Origin of the sequence: Echinicola soli (genome assembly GCF_006575665.1) — a bacterium.
GTDB lineage: Bacteria > Bacteroidota > Bacteroidia > Cytophagales > Cyclobacteriaceae > Echinicola > Echinicola soli.
Map to the genome: position 1 here is coordinate 523,620 of NZ_CP041253.1, position 17,724 is coordinate 541,343.

General features: G+C 45.6%; 11 protein-coding genes. 4 read left to right on the plus strand and 7 right to left on the minus strand.

The features are described 5' to 3' along the window. Positions 1-511 precede the first annotated feature (511 nt). The 3 genes from FKX85_RS02290 to FKX85_RS02300 all read left to right on the plus strand — a co-directional run bounded on the left by FKX85_RS02290 (position 512) and on the right by FKX85_RS02300 (position 2,464). A complete protein-coding gene (locus FKX85_RS02290) occupies positions 512-1,180 on the plus strand; it encodes a hypothetical protein (protein WP_141613192.1) in 669 nt (222 codons plus the stop codon). A 134-nt stretch (positions 1,181-1,314) separates the two neighbouring features. Beyond that, on the plus strand, positions 1,315-2,109 hold the full coding sequence (locus FKX85_RS02295) for a HipA family kinase (protein WP_141613193.1): 795 nt from the start codon (positions 1,315-1,317) through the stop codon (positions 2,107-2,109). Beyond that, complete coding sequence (locus FKX85_RS02300) at positions 2,087-2,464, plus strand: DUF3037 domain-containing protein (protein WP_141613194.1); 378 nt, start codon at positions 2,087-2,089, stop codon at positions 2,462-2,464. The genes FKX85_RS02295 and FKX85_RS02300 overlap by 23 nt, the downstream gene beginning before the upstream one ends. 274 nt (positions 2,465-2,738) lie before the next feature. Here the strand turns inward: FKX85_RS02300 and FKX85_RS02305 are convergent, their stop codons facing one another. From FKX85_RS02305 to FKX85_RS02320, 4 genes are all read right to left on the minus strand, one after another. Next, positions 2,739-4,172 (minus strand): TolC family protein, encoded by a 1,434-nt coding sequence (locus tag FKX85_RS02305; RefSeq protein WP_141613195.1) that lies wholly within the window; start codon positions 4,170-4,172, stop codon positions 2,739-2,741. Then, positions 4,165-7,329, minus strand: a complete 3,165-nt coding sequence (locus FKX85_RS02310) for an efflux RND transporter permease subunit (protein ID WP_141613196.1) — start codon at positions 7,327-7,329, stop codon at positions 4,165-4,167. The genes FKX85_RS02305 and FKX85_RS02310 overlap by 8 nt, the downstream gene beginning before the upstream one ends. A gap of 26 nt (positions 7,330-7,355) precedes the next feature. Continuing rightward, entirely contained in the window at positions 7,356-8,447 is a 1,092-nt protein-coding gene (locus tag FKX85_RS02315) for an efflux RND transporter periplasmic adaptor subunit (protein ID WP_141613197.1), read from the minus strand. Between the two features lie 194 nt (positions 8,448-8,641). Continuing rightward, positions 8,642-9,049, minus strand: coding sequence for a hypothetical protein (locus tag FKX85_RS02320; protein ID WP_141613198.1), 408 nt, complete (start codon positions 9,047-9,049; stop codon positions 8,642-8,644). Positions 9,050-9,537: 488 nt separating this feature from the next. Between FKX85_RS02320 and FKX85_RS02325 the strand changes: the two genes are divergently transcribed. Further along, entirely contained in the window at positions 9,538-12,057 is a 2,520-nt protein-coding gene (locus FKX85_RS02325) for a Kelch repeat-containing protein (RefSeq protein ID WP_141613199.1), read from the plus strand. A gap of 18 nt (positions 12,058-12,075) precedes the next feature. Here FKX85_RS02325 and FKX85_RS02330 read toward each other — a convergent pair whose 3' ends face one another. From FKX85_RS02330 to FKX85_RS02340, 3 genes are all read right to left on the minus strand, one after another. Continuing rightward, positions 12,076-14,280 (minus strand): hypothetical protein, encoded by a 2,205-nt coding sequence (locus FKX85_RS02330; protein ID WP_141613200.1) that lies wholly within the window; start codon positions 14,278-14,280, stop codon positions 12,076-12,078. 427 nt (positions 14,281-14,707) lie between these two features. After that, positions 14,708-15,523, minus strand: a complete 816-nt coding sequence (locus FKX85_RS02335; protein ID WP_141613201.1) for a DUF3823 domain-containing protein — start codon at positions 15,521-15,523, stop codon at positions 14,708-14,710. A gap of 27 nt (positions 15,524-15,550) precedes the next feature. Continuing rightward, the gene (locus FKX85_RS02340; RefSeq protein WP_210416900.1) at positions 15,551-17,698 is read right to left on the minus strand and encodes a RagB/SusD family nutrient uptake outer membrane protein; all 2,148 of its coding nucleotides are present in this window, start codon (positions 17,696-17,698) and stop codon (positions 15,551-15,553) included. Between the last annotated feature and the right edge of the window lie 26 nt (positions 17,699-17,724).

Sequence of the window (17,724 nt, forward strand, 5' to 3'; positions counted from 1 at the left end):
GCCCCCTTCCGAGGAAAAGGGATGAGAAGTTATTCATTAATTTGAAGAAATTAAAGGGAGTACCTCATTTATACATTTCACAAGTAAATTATCTTAAACCCAGACTTTCTCAACAACCGCCCATTTGCTGTTTGGGGCGATAAGGAGGTATTTAGTTTCGGGGTTCCCATCACTGGAGTATGGTGTGAATATAGCTTGGAACAGCAGGAATTGGTCTTGCCCCCAGGAGGGTCAATAATACTGAACACACCTTGGTTGTTAGACCAGAAAATCACGCCTACCTATCCACTTTGCAAGAGTGAATCCAACCCTATAATCCCTCCTGGAAAATACTTATCGATGGTGGACTTGGGTTTTTCAATCGTAAATGACCAAAGCACCAAGACCTTGGATGGGCCACAACTAACTGTCCGGTCACTATAGAGTAGTGACGCTGCGCAAAAGCAATGCTATACTGGCATACCTTTTGAATTGGCAAACAAAGCGCTACTGGTTTTTAAAATCGAACAACATGAAAAGATACCTCCTATTCCTCGCCGCTCTTTTGACACAACAGTTGGCTTATGGCCAACTTATCGAACGTAACTTTTTCGGGGATCTGGAATACAGCTCCAGAAATGGCGAATACAAAGCCACCTTAGAAAAGGATGTTTTTGACGACCTGATTTATACCGACAATCAACGAAATAAAGTCACCTTTGAAAAGGACTACCTCCACTGGGAATATGGTGATATGCTGGAAAACGAACGGGAAGAACGAATGTTCCTAATGGACCTGGTCCGCCAATACCGACGGGAATCCAATTACAAAGCAACTTATGAAATTGATGTTTTTGATAATTTAATCATCGAAGACAATAGGGACTATAAATTGGAAATAGGTGAGGACATTTTTGGCAATGTCACTAGGGAAGAGTCCATCAATGGAAGAAAAACATCCTTTACGAAAGAAAAAAATGGCGGTCTCGTATACGAATCTAACAATGAAAATGCCTCCTTACGAAAGGATATTTTTGACCGCTGGATCTATGAAGACAGCCGGGAAAACAAATTGGAATTTGGTAAATCCACTTGGGATAGACTGGTCAACAAATATGGTGACAACGAGGTCATTTTCAGTCAGCTCATGAATGAACTGCTGTTTTTCCGGGACACACCAAAAAGAAGAACCGGAAGATAAGCGCATACATGTTCGTCTTGAAAATTTTTAAAGTTAAATATTTGTCCAATATTTGGATCAATAACGATCGACATTTGCTTCCCAAGGCCTTGTAGTTTTAGGCATTGGAAAAGTATATCTTGTTTCAGCTGCACATGAAAACACCAAACGAACTCCGTACTGTCAATGTAATGAGGTACATTTTGCCCCTTAGGGAAGGCGGCTCACTACCGGCCCTTGCCGAGGCGGATGATGGCTTTAATTACGTACTGAAATTCCGGGGCGCCGGCCAGCGGGAAAAAGCCCTCATTGCTGAACTTCTGGGTGGCGAGATCGCCAGGCTTTTGGGCTTTAAAGTACCCGAGTTGGTCTTTGCTGAACTCGATGTGGCATTTGGTCGATCGGAAGGAGATGAAGAAATTCAAGATTTGCTCAAAGGAAGCCAAGGGCTAAACCTGGCCCTCCACTTCTTATCCCATGCCATCAATTACGATCCCTTGGCCATGCCCGTAGACCCGCTATTGGCCTCAAAAATAGTATGGCTGGACATGCTGATCACCAATGTGGACAGGACCTTTCGCAACACCAATATGCTGATGTGGAACCGTGAGTTGTGGCTCATCGACCATGGGGCATCCTTTCTCTTTCACCACAGTTGGCACCATTGGGAGCGAAATGCCAAGGGCAACTTTCCTATCATCCAAAACCATGTCCTTCTGCCGCAAGCCAGCATGTTGGACGAGGCCAATGAAGCGCTTAAACCGCTCCTGACACCAGAAATATTCAAGCAGATCGTCTCGCTTGTACCCAAAAACTGGCTGCTTGCAGGAGGAGAGAGCGAAGATCCCTCGGAGCTGGCCGGTGTTTACGAAGGTTTTCTAAGCCTTCGACATGCCCACGCAGATCAATTTACCAAAGAAGCCAACCATGCAAGGAAAACACTTATATGATTACGCCCTTATCAGGGTGGTCCCACGGGTGGAAAGAGAGGAATTTATAAATGTCGGAGTGATTATCTCCGGTACAAAAAGCGGTTTTTTACGTGGAAAACTTCACCTCGATCAGGCTAAGCTGCTCGCGCTGGACCCAGAGGCAGATGTACAAATGATCAAGGAGAACTTGGCTTCCTTTGAAAAAATATGTAATGGAAGCCAAGGGCCAATCGCCACCATGGACAAGGCTTCCCGCTTTCGATGGCTTACGGCCGTGCGAAGCTCGGTCATTCAAACCTCCCGTCCACACTCCGGCTTTAGTGATGATCTCGACAATACCTTAGAGCGCATATTTAAGGAGTATGTCCTTTGATCTTCCCTTTACCAAAATCATTTTGGTCAAAAATACAATAACAAAAAAGCCTTCAAAGTTCTTGCTCTGAAGGCTTTTTGTTTACGGTGGGCGTCTCCCATCCGATTTTAGCAGGTCAATAATGATGCATTTAACCAAGATTATGTATTAGGAATCGCAATAGTCTGTCTTCCCTAAATCCTTCGGAGAATGCCAGGGAAAGCTGATTTTGAAATAATTTCAGGTCGCAACACTTGTGCGCCGCGGCGTAGAAAGGCTAATGCATATCCAGGGTTTAATTCCAGCCTCCACCGAGGGCTTGGTACATATTCACAAAGGCGTTCATTTGCTGCATTTTGGTCTCTACCAGGTCAAACTTGGACTCCAAGGCATCGCGCTGGGTCAACAGCACTTCCATGTAATCCGCCCTTGCTGATTTGAAGAGATCTCCCGCTATATTGATAGAGGTAGTCAGGACCTGCACTTCCTTTTCTTTCAGCCCATAACTTTTTTCCAAGTTCTTAATCTTGGCCAGTTGGTTGGCTACCTCCACGTAGGCATTCAGAATGGTTTTTTCATACTTATAAACAGCCTGAATCTGCTTGGAATTGGCACTTTTATACGTTGCCTTGATCTCATTTCTGTTGATCAATGGCGCTGCCAAGTCCCCTGCCAATGAGTACAGCAAGGATTCCGGTGTCTTGATCAGGTAGGACGGATTGAATGCTTGAAAACCGATTCCTGCAGAAATACCCAAAGACGGATAAAACCTTGCTTTGGCCACTTTTACATCCAGTTTGGCTGCGGCTAGCTCCATTTCGGCCTGACGAATATCCGGCCTGTTATCCAGCAACTGGGCGGGAAGCCCTGCTTGCACCTGCTTCGGCACCAAGTCTATAAAAGCCTCCGAATCCCGAAGGACAGGCTGCGGAAACCTTCCCACGAGGAAATTGATCTTATTCTCAGCCTCTGTAATTTCCTGCTGGATATCATATTGCAAGCTTTTGGTATGAAAAACCTCTGCTTCAAACTTCTTCACAGCTAGCTCGGTTACCTTAGCAGCACTTTTCTGAAGATTGACAATCGCCAAGGCATCGCTTTGGATTTTAATATTTCTTTTCACGATGGCCAGCTGATTGTCCAATGCCAGGAGTTCATAGTAGGAATTGGCAATTTCGGCAATCAGGTTGGTCACCATGAAATTTTTTCCTTCTACCGAAGAAAGGTACCTGGTCACGGCAGCTCTTTTGGCATTGTGCAGCTTGCCCCAGATATCCGCTTCCCACGAAGCAAAGGCTCCAACCATAAAATCAGGCAGCGGCTCGGGCATTTTCCTTCCTGGCTCTATTTCCGTGGTCGCCTCACTGGCACCACGGCTAGTGTACCGGCCCACTTTATCCACGCCAGCACCCGCTCTGATGTCCACAGAAGGTAGGTATTCCCCTTTTTTTACTTTGATTTCATTTTTGGACACGGCGATTTCCTGCAAGATAATGTTCAGCTCCTGGTTATTGCCCAGTGCTGTATCGATCAATGCATTCAGGTAAGGGTCCGTAAAGAACTTTTGCCATGGCAGTCTCACCGTATTGGTAGCATCCGAAGAGCTGTCAAAGCTCTCCGGAACTGCCGTATTAGGCGTTTTTTCTACTACTGAGGGAGTCTTGCACGACGTCACGGCCAGTGAGATAATGGCCGCTCCCAGCGATATATATATTATTCTCTTAATCATTGTAATTGTATTCTTCAGTTAAAGGAACTTCGTCTTCGTCTTTTATCAGGTGACGACCATCTGCCAACTTGCCAAATATGTAATACAGGCCTGGTACGATAATCACCCCGAAGATGGTACCGAACAGCATGCCGCCCAATGCCGAGGCTCCAATGGTCCGGTTACCGATCGCACCAGCTCCCGTCGCTATAATCAATGGAATCAGCCCTGCGATAAAGGCAAAAGAAGTCATCAAAATAGGACGAAAACGTACTTTTGCACCCTCTATGGCAGCTTCCAGGATCGTAGATCCCTGCTGGCGTTTCTGCACGGCAAACTCCACGATCAATACGGCATTTTTACCCAAAAGACCAATAAGCATAATCAAGCCAATCTGGGCATAAATATCATTATCCAAGCCCATCATTTTCAGCAACAGGAATGAACCAAACACCCCAACAGGCAACGATGTCACTACTGCCAATGGAATAATGAAACTTTCATATTGCGCAGCCAGTACGAAGTACACAAACACCAACACCACTAAGAAAACATACAAGGATTCATTTCCCCTGTTGGATTCATCGTAAGAAAGCCCCTCCCAGGCGATGTCATATCCCTGGGGCAATGTCTGGGCTGCCACTTCACGGATGGCGGCGATGGCATCAGCTGTCGTATAGCCTTTGGCCGGAAGTCCTCTAATGGCCGCGGAATTGTACATATTGAAACGCGTCACTTCGTTGGGTCCCTGTGTTTTCTTCAGTGTCATAAAGGCCGAATACGGCACCATTTCTCCCTCTTCATTTTTGACATACAGGTTCAATATATCCGAAGGAAGCCTCCTGAACTTAGGATCAGACTGAACATAGACTTTAAAGAACCTCCCAAACTTGATAAATCCTTGCTCATAGGTACTACCGATCATAATATTGAGGTTTTCCATGGCTTTTCCGATAGAAACCCCTTTCTGCATGGCCAGTTCATTGTCCATCACCAGTTCGTATTGTGGATAGTTGGCAGCAAAGAAGGTAAATAAGCCTGTTAGCTCTTTGCGCTTGCCAAGGTCATCCATGAACTGCTTGTTGATCTTGTCAAAATCCTGATAGTCTGTATCGGTTGTTTTATCAAGCAATCGCATAGAAAAGCCACCGGAAGAACCAAAGCCTGGAATGGCCGGTGGCTCAAAGAATTCGATGACGGCTCCCAGCCCTTTGGATTCTTCTTCCAGCTCTTCCATGATTTCTTTTACGGTATGCTTGCGGTCAGACCATTTTTTCAAGTTGATCAGACAAGTACCTGCATTGGAACCACGCCCCTCTGTCATGATCTCATACCCCGCCAAGGAAGATACTGACTCCACTCCCTCGATCTCTTCACAGATTTTCTGAAGCTCTTTGGACACTTTATTGGTTCGTTCCAAGGTAGCACCGGGAGGCGTCTGGATGATGGCATAGATGGTACCTTGATCTTCACTTGGGATAAACCCGGATGGCAGGATTTGGCTTTCTAAGTAAATCCCCGCACAGAAAGCGATCAAAATACCGAATGTCAACCACCTTCTACTCACCATTCGTTTTAGCAAGGCCACGTACCTGCCAGTCAGCTTGTCAAATCCGCTGTTGAACTTGTCCAATGATTTGGTGAGGATATTGCCATTTTTCTCTTTGCCATGATGGTTTTTCAGCAGCATGGCACAAAGTACCGGTGTAAGCGTCAGGGCGATCAGTGCCGAAATGACGATAGAACTCGCCATCGTAATGGAGAACTGTCGATAGAACGTACCGACAGGACCACTCATAAAGGAAATCGGCAAGAACACCGACACCATTACCATGGTAATCGCGATAATGGCTCCACTGATCTCTCCAAGCACCCTTTTTACCGCTTGGTAAGGTGTAAGATGAGGGAAATCCTCCATCTTGGCGTGCACCGCTTCCACCACCACAATGGCATCATCGACGACAATACCGATGGCCAGTACCAGCGCAAAAAGCGTCACTAAGTTGATTGAAAGTCCAAAAAACTGGATGACGAAGAAAGCCCCAATTAGGGATACCGGAACAGCCAAAATAGGAATTAAGGTGGACCGCCAATCGCCAAGGAAGACAAACACCACCAAGGCCACCAAAATGAAGGCATCCCTTAGGGTATGGATTACCTGCTCAATGGAGGCATCCAAGAAATTGGAAACATCATAACTGATCTTGTAATCTACTCCGGGAGGGAAATTGGCCTTCATCTCCGTCAGCTTTTCCTTTACCGTTTCGATCACCTCACTGGCGTTACTACCATAATTTTGCTTTAGCACAATGGCCGCAGACGGGTGGCCGTCCAAATTGGAGTAAATATCAAAAAACTCGCTTCCCAGCTCCACCTTGCCGATATCCTTCAGGTGGATACTTTCCCCCTCTGCATTGGCTCGTATGATGACATTTTCATATTGCTCGGGCTCATTATACCTGCCTTTATAGGTCAATACATACTCCAGCGACTGGGCTTCGATGCCCGAACTTCTCCCCAGCCTACCTGGGCGGCCTACGATACTTTGCTCTTGGAGCGCTTCCATTACTTCCTCCACGGAAATATCGTACGCCCTCATTCGATCAGGATTTAGCCAGATACGCATGGCGTAACGACGGCTACCCAAAATCTGCGCATTTGCCACCCCCTTGATCCGGTTGATCTCGGGGATCATGTGGACATTGGCGTAATTGTAGAGAAATTTCTCATCCATTTTTTCATCCGACCCATATAAGTTGACATACATCAACATACTGGGCTGGATGGGAGTAATAACCACCCCCTCCCGCTGCACCAGCTCCGGTAACAGGGGCATGACGCGGTCTACGCGGGTTTTGACCCGGATGACAGCCTGATTGGGATCCGTACCCGGTTCAAAGATCACACGAAGGGTTGCCTCACCGGCACTCGTAGCATCAGTAGCCATGTACCGCATTCCTTGGGCACCATTAATGGAGTTTTCGAGCGTAATCAGTGTTGACTTCACCAGCACGTCTGCACTGGCACCTGGATAAGCGATAAATACGTTTACAGAAGTAGGTGCAATTTGTGGAAATTGAGAAATGGGCAATTTCTTAATGGCCAATGTACCTACAAAGACGATAATGACCGATATCACGATAGCGAATACCGGCCTATGAATGAATTTTTGAAACATTACTGCGCTTTTTTTATGAGACTCGATTATTCCGCATAAAGGCCTAAGCTGGACATCGCTTCTTCCGGGGACACGATATCCGGATGGATCTCATCGTTTTCCCTCACTAGTCGCAAGCCCTCCAAGAGTACCTTGTCATTTTCCTCCAAACCATCTTGGATCACATATAAATGGGGCATTTCTGCAGCCACTTTAATCTCCCTGGAATGCAGTCTGTTTCCTTCGTCCAAAACGTAGACGTATCGTTTATCCAGCACCTCAAAAGTGGTTTTCTGTGGAATGATCATGGCATTTTTGAAAGGCACAGCCATTTGGATGTTACCTGTTTCGCCATGTCTTAGAAGTCCATTAGGGTTAGGGAAAGTAGCCCTGAAAGGGATGTTTCCCGTTTCGTGATTAAAGTCCGCCTCGATCGTTTCGACTTTCCCGGGATGGCCAAACACTTTGTTATTGGCCATCAGCAGGTTTACCATGGTAACAGAGCTGTCTTTTTTTAGACTGGTCATATAATCCAGGTATTCCGCTTCGGGTACATTGTAGTACACCCACATTCTGCCGTTATCGGACAAGTTTGTAAGCAATTCCCCCTCATCAATCAAACTACCTACCCGTACATGAAACCGGTCGATGATCCCATCAAAGGGCGCACGGATTTCAGTAAAATCGAAATGAGCCTGTGCCAAGGCCCGCTCTGCATTCGCCTTGTCAAGCTTGGCTTTGGCCATGGCCAGTTCATTTGGCGCTACGACATCCCTATCCGCTAGGGATTTGGTGTTTTGGTACTCTATCTCTGCAAAATTCACCTCTGCTTTTGCACGTTGAAGTTCCGCCTGATAAAGCTTGGGCATAATCTTAAAGAGGAGTTGTCCTTTTTTCACAAACTGTCCCTCGTCCACATAGATTTTTTCCAGATAGCCACGCTCTTGGGCACGCACTTCTATGTGGTTGATGGAGTGTATCTGGCATACATAATCCTCGGTGATGGTCGTATCCATCCGGACTGGATTGGTGACTTGCAGCCTGTAAACCTCTTCTTTCTTTTCCTCTCCATGGGAGTCACAGCTCGTATGCAGCAATAAGGCACACAAGCCCATTAACATGAGGATACTCGTTCTCATAATTTTTCTTTTAAATGTTTTGGTTTCTTGTTTCGTGGCGTGGTAATAGCGGACACGCCTAAACATTCAGGACATTAAATGCCATAGAATGCCAGGTGATTTTGGGCAATGGTGGAATTAGAAAATAATGGGTAATAAATGGAACATCAGGCAATAGGATTATTGCCTTGTCGAATAAGAAAAAAAGCGATGTATCATATCAAGAACACCTGAATAAATAGGTGCCAACGATACGATATTATATGGGAAAAGTGCTTGCAGAAAGGTAAGCCTTTTAGGCTGGTGGCAGAAAATTCACCAATTAAATAGTCAAAAAAGAGGACAGCGGAGGTTCCGCCGCGTTCAACATTCTTTCTAGAAGAAGTATTTTCGTTTTCCTCCTCAATGTTTTCCCCTTCTGCAGGGTATGTCCCTTTTTTAAGGCCAGAAAAAGAGGATTTGAAAACGATGTCCTCTAAATGATGTGAGGACTGACTTTGGGCTGTAGAAAGGTATGATGTTGGCTCAGAAAATTTTTCCAGATGCTGTATCGAAAACAGTGGTGCTATTCCACTCGAAAGCAGAATGCTAAAGGACAATATCAGTCTGATCAACATTTTCATGATTGGAGCCAAAAGTATGCAATGGATTTCGCTCTGTCAAGAGAACAAGTATTAAATCTTTTTAAACAATGTACTATATTGTTTTTAAGCACCATAAGCTTGCGGTTTCTGGCAGACACGAATTCCCTCTTCTCTAATGATCATCACCACGAAGAGGTGTCTTTTTGGCTGCTTTAACAGCAACTCTCTTGCAATAATTCAAAACACCATTTGTGATTTTTCTGTAAGCAATATTTCCCCTAAAAGATCGAAGGATTTCATTCGATAAAATATGGTTTTATATGAAACCTAAAATATTAACTAAATTGGAAAAGCATTTGTATCAAATTTTCGAAAATTCTACTTTTGAAAAGGATAATGATGCATGTGGAACTCAGGTTCATGGCTTCTGTTTTAGGATATTGAAACCCACCCGGTACCTCCGCACCAGCTAAATGAACATCATATGTCCACCACCCCTATAAGCAATTGATCTATAAATATCCACGATGTTCGCATTTACTAAAATGTACTTCTTAGCTTCTTTGATTTCTGGTTTTATCATCCTACAGTCATTCTTTAACGGAGGGCTTAAATTCCAGGGGAACGAACAAGCAATAAACCAACGCACCTCATACACTATTTTTGGAGAGCATGACGCGAAATTTCCTGACCATTTTGATATTGACTTCAGCCTATCGCTAAGTCCAGTCGAAGAAATCGGATACATCCTTAGGGTCAAAACCGGCGTAAACAATCGGATTTTTAATTTATTCTATGACAGTCAAGGTGACAATATCGTTTTTAAATTTAATGAGGAGGGAAAAACCAACCTTATCGTGGCCAAAATGGACAGGACCCAATTGTTTAACCACCAATGGTTTGACATGAAAATCTCATTCGACCTCATCGGTGATTCCATCACACTTACCATTGATAATAAAACGTTTACTGCCAAAAACCAACATCTCCAAGACACCTATCATCCCGAAATTCTTTTCGGAAAAAGTGATCATATCATCGATGTCCCTGCTTTTTCGATCAAAAACCTATCAATCGTCGGGAAGAAAACCTATCATTTCCCCCTCTATGAAAATGAAGGCAATATCGTCCACGACATCAACGGCAATCCATACGGCAACGTAATCAATCCAGACTGGTTGAAAAACTATGCCTATTATTGGAAACATCAGGCTTCGTTTAAATCTGCATCCGTAGCCGGAGCAAACTATGACCCAAAAAAACAGGAAATTTACTATTATAACCAGGATTCACTTTGGAGCTACAATGTTCGTTCGGGCAATATCCGAACAGTTATTTTCGATCAAAAATGCCCTGTGGAGCTTGTCTTGGGCACTAACTTTATCGATAGCCTCCAAAACAAATTATACACCTATGAAGCATATTATGACTTCCCCTACCAAGGCCCTACTGTGGCCAGCCTGGATCTAGACACCTATCAATGGACAGAAGAAAGCTACCAACAACTCCCTACCCAGCTTCATCACCATGGATCTTATATAGATCACTACTCCTCCCAATACAGTATTTTCGGAGGTTTTGGCAGCATGAAGTACAGCAAAAATTTCTTTTCTTACGATTTGAAAAAGAATCAATGGAAGAAAACCGATGGATTTACAGGTGATGTAATTACTCCACGCTACTTCTCTTCTGTCGGTTATCAACCTGAAAATAATAATTTATATATCCTCGGCGGGATGGGAAATGAGTCTGGGGACCAATCCGTCGGAAGGAAATACTACTACGACCTCTATCAGGTAGACCTGGACGCCAAGCATGTTACCAAGCTTTGGGAAATCCCTTGGAAAAATGACAACGTCGTCCCTGTACGGGGAATGGTAATATTGAATGATTCCAGTCTATATACACTCTGCTATCCTGAACATTTTTCGGAATCTTTTCTTCATTTGTATCGTTTCTCGCTGAAGGATGGCAGCTACGAAATATTGGGAGACTCCATTCCCATCCGATCTGACAAAATCACTACCAATGCCAACCTCTATTTTGACAAAGGACTCAACAACCTGTATGCGGTGGTACAAGAATTTGAGGATGATATCTCTTCGGATTTAAAAATCTACTCCTTGGCATTTCCTGCTATTACGAGGGAAGAGTTATCAGATTTCCCGGCAAAACAAAATAGCAAAGCCCCCCTAATGGCTTTGATTCTGGGTGTCGGGATAATAAGTTTGGGGCTCTTTCTGTATAAAAAGTTAAAATCCAAATCTCCGGGCACCGAGGATCGTCCTGAGGAAGCTGAGGTTAAAAAACCGGCCCCAACAACAGCGAAAACCGTACCTTCCAATTCCATCTACCTTTTCGGTAATTTTATGGTCCGCGACGCCAAGGGCAGGGACATTACCTATATGTTCAGCGCTCAACTAAAACAGGTCTTTTGTCTGATCCTGCATTACAGTTTATCGGAAGACGGCATTACATCGCAGCATCTCAGCAATTTGCTTTGGCCGGATAAACCTGCCGACAAAGTCAAAAACTCCCGTGGTGTGACAATTAACAACCTACGAAAAACCTTGGGCGAGCTGGAGGGAATAGAATTGGTCCACGACAAAGGGCACTATAAAATCATCCTCCATGAAAAGGCTTACTGTGACTATGCAAGGTGCCTGCAGGTCATCGCCACCCACCAGATGGACAAGCACAGCGATGAGTTCGCCGGAATCGTATCCAGAGGTAAATTCCTCTACCTCTTAGACGATCCCTTGTTCGACTTGTTCAAAGAAGAAGCAGAGACCAAACTTGAACCAGCCTTGATACTGGAAGTGGAAAAGAGCTTTACCAGCGAATCGTATCCCACTACGATTTCGCTGGCAGAAGCCCTTTTTAACATCGATCCTTTAAATGAAACAGCGCTGGTGCACCAAATTAATGCCATGCTGAAACTTAACATGATAGAAGACTCAAAAATCGCCTACAGAACCTTTGCCATCGAATACAAACATGCTACCGGCAAGGATTTCCATCGCTCATATTCAAGTATCGTCTCCTAAAGCTGATACAGGCCTGAATTACCAGCTAAGTGTTACATGAACTCCTTCTGGGCTGTTTTCAAAACTCAGAAAACAGGTTTTGCTGGCTTCATCCCAAGAACTCTCTGCCTGCAATGTCTCTCCATTTACATCCCTAACCTCAATAGCTGATGCTTGTTCAGGAAGGAGAATCCTCATGACATTCGTGGTGTTCAGGGGACTCTTTGCCACCAATGCATACTCGTTTGTGGTTATTTTTTCATCATAAATCCGAGCGGCTGTCGCCAAAACCCGTGGGATCTGTGGATTCTTGACACTTTCGATATTGTACAAGAAGGCTTGCTCCCCGGGCTGCACCCTCTTTTCGTCCAAAACAGGAATCTTCGGATCAAACAGATCAATGAATTTTCCCCTGGCGATATAAGGAGAAGTATGCTCATTTTCATTGACCACAGAAATGATCTCATAAGGGCCTCTGGTCAAAGAGAAGTGATTTTTGAATTCCAGCTTGCCAGATATTGGTTCTGAACCATATAGCTTTTTGATCGTATTCACAAACTCCAAATCATTGTTTTCCTTTAGAATAAACTCCTTCGGATCAGCACGCATAACGACAACTTTGCCCTTGCCATAGGTGAATTCCCCTGCCGCGAAAGGTGCTTTCAACCCCAACTTCTGAAACAGGTCCTCGGATGGAGCATTAAAGGTATTTTCACCCTTATTCCACCATTCCTGAACTCCCTGAAAGGCATCTTTATCCCTACCGCAATAGACTAAAACACCTCCCTTTTTGACCCAGTCCGCAATATGTCCATGGGCCTCTTCTTCCATCGGCTTCATATTGGAATAAGACATGATCAGAATTTTCAGGCCATCCCAGGTTCTCGGAAAGGACACATTCTCAATATGGACGGTCTTAACAGGCACACCACGCTTTAGCAGCGGCATGGTCTGACCATAAAAATTGGACAGCTGTGGATCATCATAGCCCTGATGGGTAGGAAAACGCTGAAACATAAGGGAATTGGACATTAAGACCCCAACTCCTTGTGCCCCGCTCACGTTGTTGTCAGACAGGGGCATATCATTCAGCGTATTGACCATCACCTGCATCTGGGTGGAATAAAAACGCGGAATTGGTGCTTTCTCCTCACTGTCTGCACTGGTTCTGTAAAGTCCTTCGTAAATCCGGTCAGGCCATGGCATCACCTCGTAATCGGCAACCATCGGATAAAGCAGTTGTGCTGCAAAGGTAGCCTGGTAGTTTTTCTTATAGTCAGCCCAATCCCGCGGCCAATCTTCGATCGGATCCGTCAGAAAGTACATTTTCCTTCCGGTAGGAGCGGTCATAGATTCCATGGAACCATATTCCAGAAAAGCTGTTTCGAATACCCGCTCCTTTTCCTGGCCATTGAAATAATTGGGCTCCCGTGAAGTACCCGTCCATACCTGTGCGATATAACCGTCCACACTGGGCAGGGAGGCCAGACTGGCCTCGGGACTGACAATCATCCACTGGGAATAATTCACCAGGGAATGCGTCGGTACGTAACATCTAATATCCATACCTTTGGTTTTGCCGTATTCCTTTGCAAAGGAAAAACACTGCTCCACCGCCCGGTAGTACAGATGGTATTTCAGCTTATTGGACAAATAGGTGTTTTCAGCGGATTCATGTTGTGGTCTCCAGTCAAAACCGTAATAATCCTTCCACTCCCTTTTGAATGCCTCACTGTAACCTGCTTTGGCCCAGAATTCAGGTTCTTCAAGGTAAATAGCATCTATCCCCGCATCAATCACCCGCTTGATCACCTTCTCCTTCATGTATTCGATAAAATTCTGCGACGGCACGATATAAGGGACCATGTGTCCATGCCAGAGTGTGTCGCCTTGTTGAGTAACCTGCCCCTCATCCAGGTGCCATTCCCCATCCCATTCACCCGTGAAATAATCCTGATACTCGCCCCAGGCAATCCCCGTCATAAAATGGGTGGTATATCCTTTGTCTCTCCAGGTCTTGACGCGCTCTTCAAAGGTCATATCAGCCTTTCCGTGATGGTCCTTCACACTATAGACAATTGCTACGTCCGCCCGAACATCAGTTACCGGCTTCCAAGGGTTGGAGGTTTGGAAAGCCGTTTTTTCTCCTTTTGGCCTCGCAGCATTCTCCCCAAATTGGGCAGGCTTGGCGCAAGCCAGTAATAAGAGAACAGGGATCAGGTATAATAAAGCAGTTTTTTGCATGGGTATAAAGTTTCTAATGTTTAGCTCAGGGGATACGATTTAGGTGTCACCTTTTGACGCTACCCGTCTGTCCACCAGGTAGCGTCAAAAGGTCATTTCACCGTTAACTAAATGGTAGTTAGGAAAAGGCAATTTTCAGATTGTCCCGCAGCTAAGAGGCTCAACAACCTACTTTGATCACTATATACCTGAGTTCGATTTAAAAACCGTCACTGCGAGGTGTTGAGGAAGGTTGTGCTGTGGAAGCCGCGGCAGTCTCCACTTAGCCCTTTCGGATTCACACCCCATCCTAAAGGGCCTACCTATAGCTGCAGAAAGACCTGTTTGGCACCAGACAAGCTCGGAATGATATCGAATTTATAGTCAAACTGAGGTTATATATACGGAGTGTCAATTTACATAATTGCCTTTTTCATGCACTTTCAAATCAATAAATCAATACCTGACGTGGTTCATTGTAGTTCCATCGTCTGGTACCGCTTCCTCTTGGCGTATCAAAATTGATTCGCGCGGCCGCCCTGACAAAGACCATTCTGCCCTCGGGGATCGTACCATTTGATTCAATGGTAATGGTCTCACCAAGCATGGAATTAAACGAAGACCCGGAAAATTCCAACTGGCTGGACCAGCGTTCATCACGGGCACGGTAGCCTACAGTAGAAGAATAACTGACGAACAACTGGATATCGGTCACATTCTGAAAACTGTCGCTGTAACCACCCATGGGTTCGATTTTATCGCGAAACGCTTCTTCTGACAAACCACGGGTCACCCTTATCTGGGCCCTTACCTTCCCGTTGATCACTTCCGGCTCTTTGACCCACTCCACTCTCAAAAAAGGCTGCACTTCAAACCTGACATTGGTAACTCCCTGAATGTCCAACGTCTGTGTTTCGTCGGCTAGCGGCACCCCGCGTTCATCTTCACGGATAAGTGGGATAAACGGCCCGTCGATACGGACATTGTAGGTTCCAGAAAACAGTTTGGTATTCTGAAAGGTCCCGTCCGGCATGCAAAAGAAGTCGGGATTAGGAGAGGCATTATCCCCCCAACTCACCTCGGTCAACCGGACCCGTATTCCTTCACTTCCCTGATCGGTGAGCACCGGCTCTCCGGTCTCCATGTCCACGACTTCTCCTTGGAGTGTTTCCGCAGGCAGCTCATAGTTATCCAGCTCAAACATGCTGCAAGAACTGAGAGAAAACAGCGCAGCTAATACTAGGTATGCTATATTTTTCATCATTTGAAATTCTAGGTTATTGATCATGCCTTATCGGTTGGGTTGTTGGTCTATGACCGGACTCTTGGAGACTTCCCCACCTGGAATGGCGAAATAGTAGTCGATAATATTGTACTCGAAAGTCTTCAAGCTTACCCATTGGAAACGGGCGTCAAAGAAATATTTTCCACTCTCGGTTGACAGGAACGGATAGAGTCCCCTGAAGCGATAGCGGGAATTCATGCTAAAGTCCTCTTTGTCCCGGGCCTCTCCCCAAAACCCGTCTCTTTGCTCATAATGCTGCACTCTCCATCGGCGCAGGTCCCATTTGGTTTTATGCTCCAGGGCAAGTTCCTTTCTACGCTCCTTACGGACAATATTGCGGCTTTCTATATCGGAAGTAAGCATTCCGGTCAGCAAAGTAGCCCCTGCTCTTTCACGGATTTCATTGATACCGGAAGTGGCCACCTGCAGCATATCCGATCCATCAGGGGAAGCTTCCCCTGCCAGGGCAAGCTCTACGGCCGCTTCGGCTGCATTGAGCAATGCATCGGCATACCTCATCAACACAAAATGCTGATCAGACCTGCCTTCGCCCGCTTCGAAAGAAGGGTCAGGATTCAGCCATTTACGGCCATATAGTCCAGTAAGCGTACTTTCTCCATTGTTGTAGAACGGGCCGTTGGCACCGGCTGCGGGGATTTGCTCTCCCTGGAAGGTAACCAACTCTTGGCTCCCTCCCTCCCTGGCACTGAGAAAGAGCTCTTTGGGTGCCTGTGTATATAGGGGCAACTGCTGATATCGTGTCTCTGCGGTCGCGTAGGAATAATCATTGAAGAGTGGTTGGACCGGTTCTGATCCGGTGTACACGCCGGCGCGGATTTCAATTTCCTGGTTCTTAAAAATATCCCCTGGAAAAATAACATAGGCACGAAGACGTGGTTCCGCATTTTCGAAGAAATCCAAAGGCGTATCATACATCAGGTAATCTCCTTCTGTATTGGTGGAGCCGTTGGTCACCTTAATCGTTCCGTCGGGATATCGGTCAAAGCCTTCAAACAACTCGATGAAATCCAGCGTCGGACAGGTACCTGAAGCCAATGGAGCCTTGAAAATAAAAGGGGCACTGTAGGCATCATAACCGTGGGTCGCCACTGGAAAGTCATACTCCTTTACATAAATATTCTCAGGACTGGTAACATCGCTGAACATGTCCACCATATTTTGGTATTGCGCTTCAGGATCGTCTGCAGCCCATTTTCTCTTATAGAGCGAATAGCGGCCGCTACTGATCACTTCATTGGCAGCCAGGTAGGCTTCCCTGAAGTACCTTACCGATGCGGATTGAGCCGTTTCTTCTGAAAATCCGATGACCCTGACCCCTGTCTTCAGTCCGGTACCTGTAAGTCTTCCTGGCACGGTTTCATTGTACTTTGCCACGCTGCCTGCATAAAGCATTGCTTCGGATTTAAAAGAAAGGGCCACATACTTATTGGAATATCCGGGCTTTGGGCTGGTGGGTTGGAGTAATTCGATTGCCTGGTCATAATCTGCCAATACCTGGTCCCAGGTTTCTTCCTCCGAAGAGCGTGGGATTTCCAAGTTTTCGCCGTCTGCTGGATAGCGTAGCACCCTTGTCGCCAAAGGCACTCCTCCAAAGCGTCTTGCCATGGCAGAAAACACAAAGGCCCGGACAAAATAGGCTTCACCTAAATAATGATTATAGGTCACCTCAGGAAAGGCATCTGCATATTCCGGCAATTTTTCCAACAAGTAATTGGCTTCCCTCAACAAGCGAAAAGCCATCCCCCAATATGGAGTCCTCTCACCGGTAAAGGCCGAACTGATTCCATCACGGTTTACCGCTTCTCCGGTCCCCTCAATCCCAAGAGAACCAAGCCATGAATTGTATTCCACACCCCACTGTGCCATATATTTAAACTCCTCAAAGGGCATCTTGCTGTACATCCCTGCGATATACACATCCATTCCCGATTCACTGGTCATGAGTGTCTCGTCACCGATTACATTGGGAGGAGGCACATCCAGATCCGTACAGCTGGAAATGTACAATACACTGAATATCAGTAATATGATATTTATTTTCATATGATTATAATTATTTTTCTGGCCATACGGAATCTCGTATGGTAAATCATCATTGCTGTGTGTAACATGCTTCGCTATGCTCGATTTCATGATGTATTTCATTTTAATGTTCCAAG

Coding starts and splice junctions, on each gene's coding strand:
- FKX85_RS02330 (WP_141613200.1), bottom strand. CDS start 14,280: ATGCAAAAAACTGCTTTATTATACCTGATCCCTGTTCTCTTATTACTG.
- FKX85_RS02295 (WP_141613193.1), top strand. CDS start 1,315: ATGAAAACACCAAACGAACTCCGTACTGTCAATGTAATGAGGTACATT.
- FKX85_RS02305 (WP_141613195.1), bottom strand. CDS start 4,172: ATGATTAAGAGAATAATATATATATCGCTGGGAGCGGCCATTATCTCA.
- FKX85_RS02320 (WP_141613198.1), bottom strand. CDS start 9,049: ATGAAAATGTTGATCAGACTGATATTGTCCTTTAGCATTCTGCTTTCG.
- FKX85_RS02300 (WP_141613194.1), top strand. CDS start 2,087: ATGCAAGGAAAACACTTATATGATTACGCCCTTATCAGGGTGGTCCCA.
- FKX85_RS02290 (WP_141613192.1), top strand. CDS start 512: ATGAAAAGATACCTCCTATTCCTCGCCGCTCTTTTGACACAACAGTTG.
- FKX85_RS02310 (WP_141613196.1), bottom strand. CDS start 7,329: ATGTTTCAAAAATTCATTCATAGGCCGGTATTCGCTATCGTGATATCG.
- FKX85_RS02315 (WP_141613197.1), bottom strand. CDS start 8,447: ATGAGAACGAGTATCCTCATGTTAATGGGCTTGTGTGCCTTATTGCTG.
- FKX85_RS02340 (WP_210416900.1), bottom strand. CDS start 17,698: ATGAAATCGAGCATAGCGAAGCATGTTACACACAGCAATGATGATTTA.
- FKX85_RS02335 (WP_141613201.1), bottom strand. CDS start 15,523: ATGATGAAAAATATAGCATACCTAGTATTAGCTGCGCTGTTTTCTCTC.
- FKX85_RS02325 (WP_141613199.1), top strand. CDS start 9,538: ATGTTCGCATTTACTAAAATGTACTTCTTAGCTTCTTTGATTTCTGGT.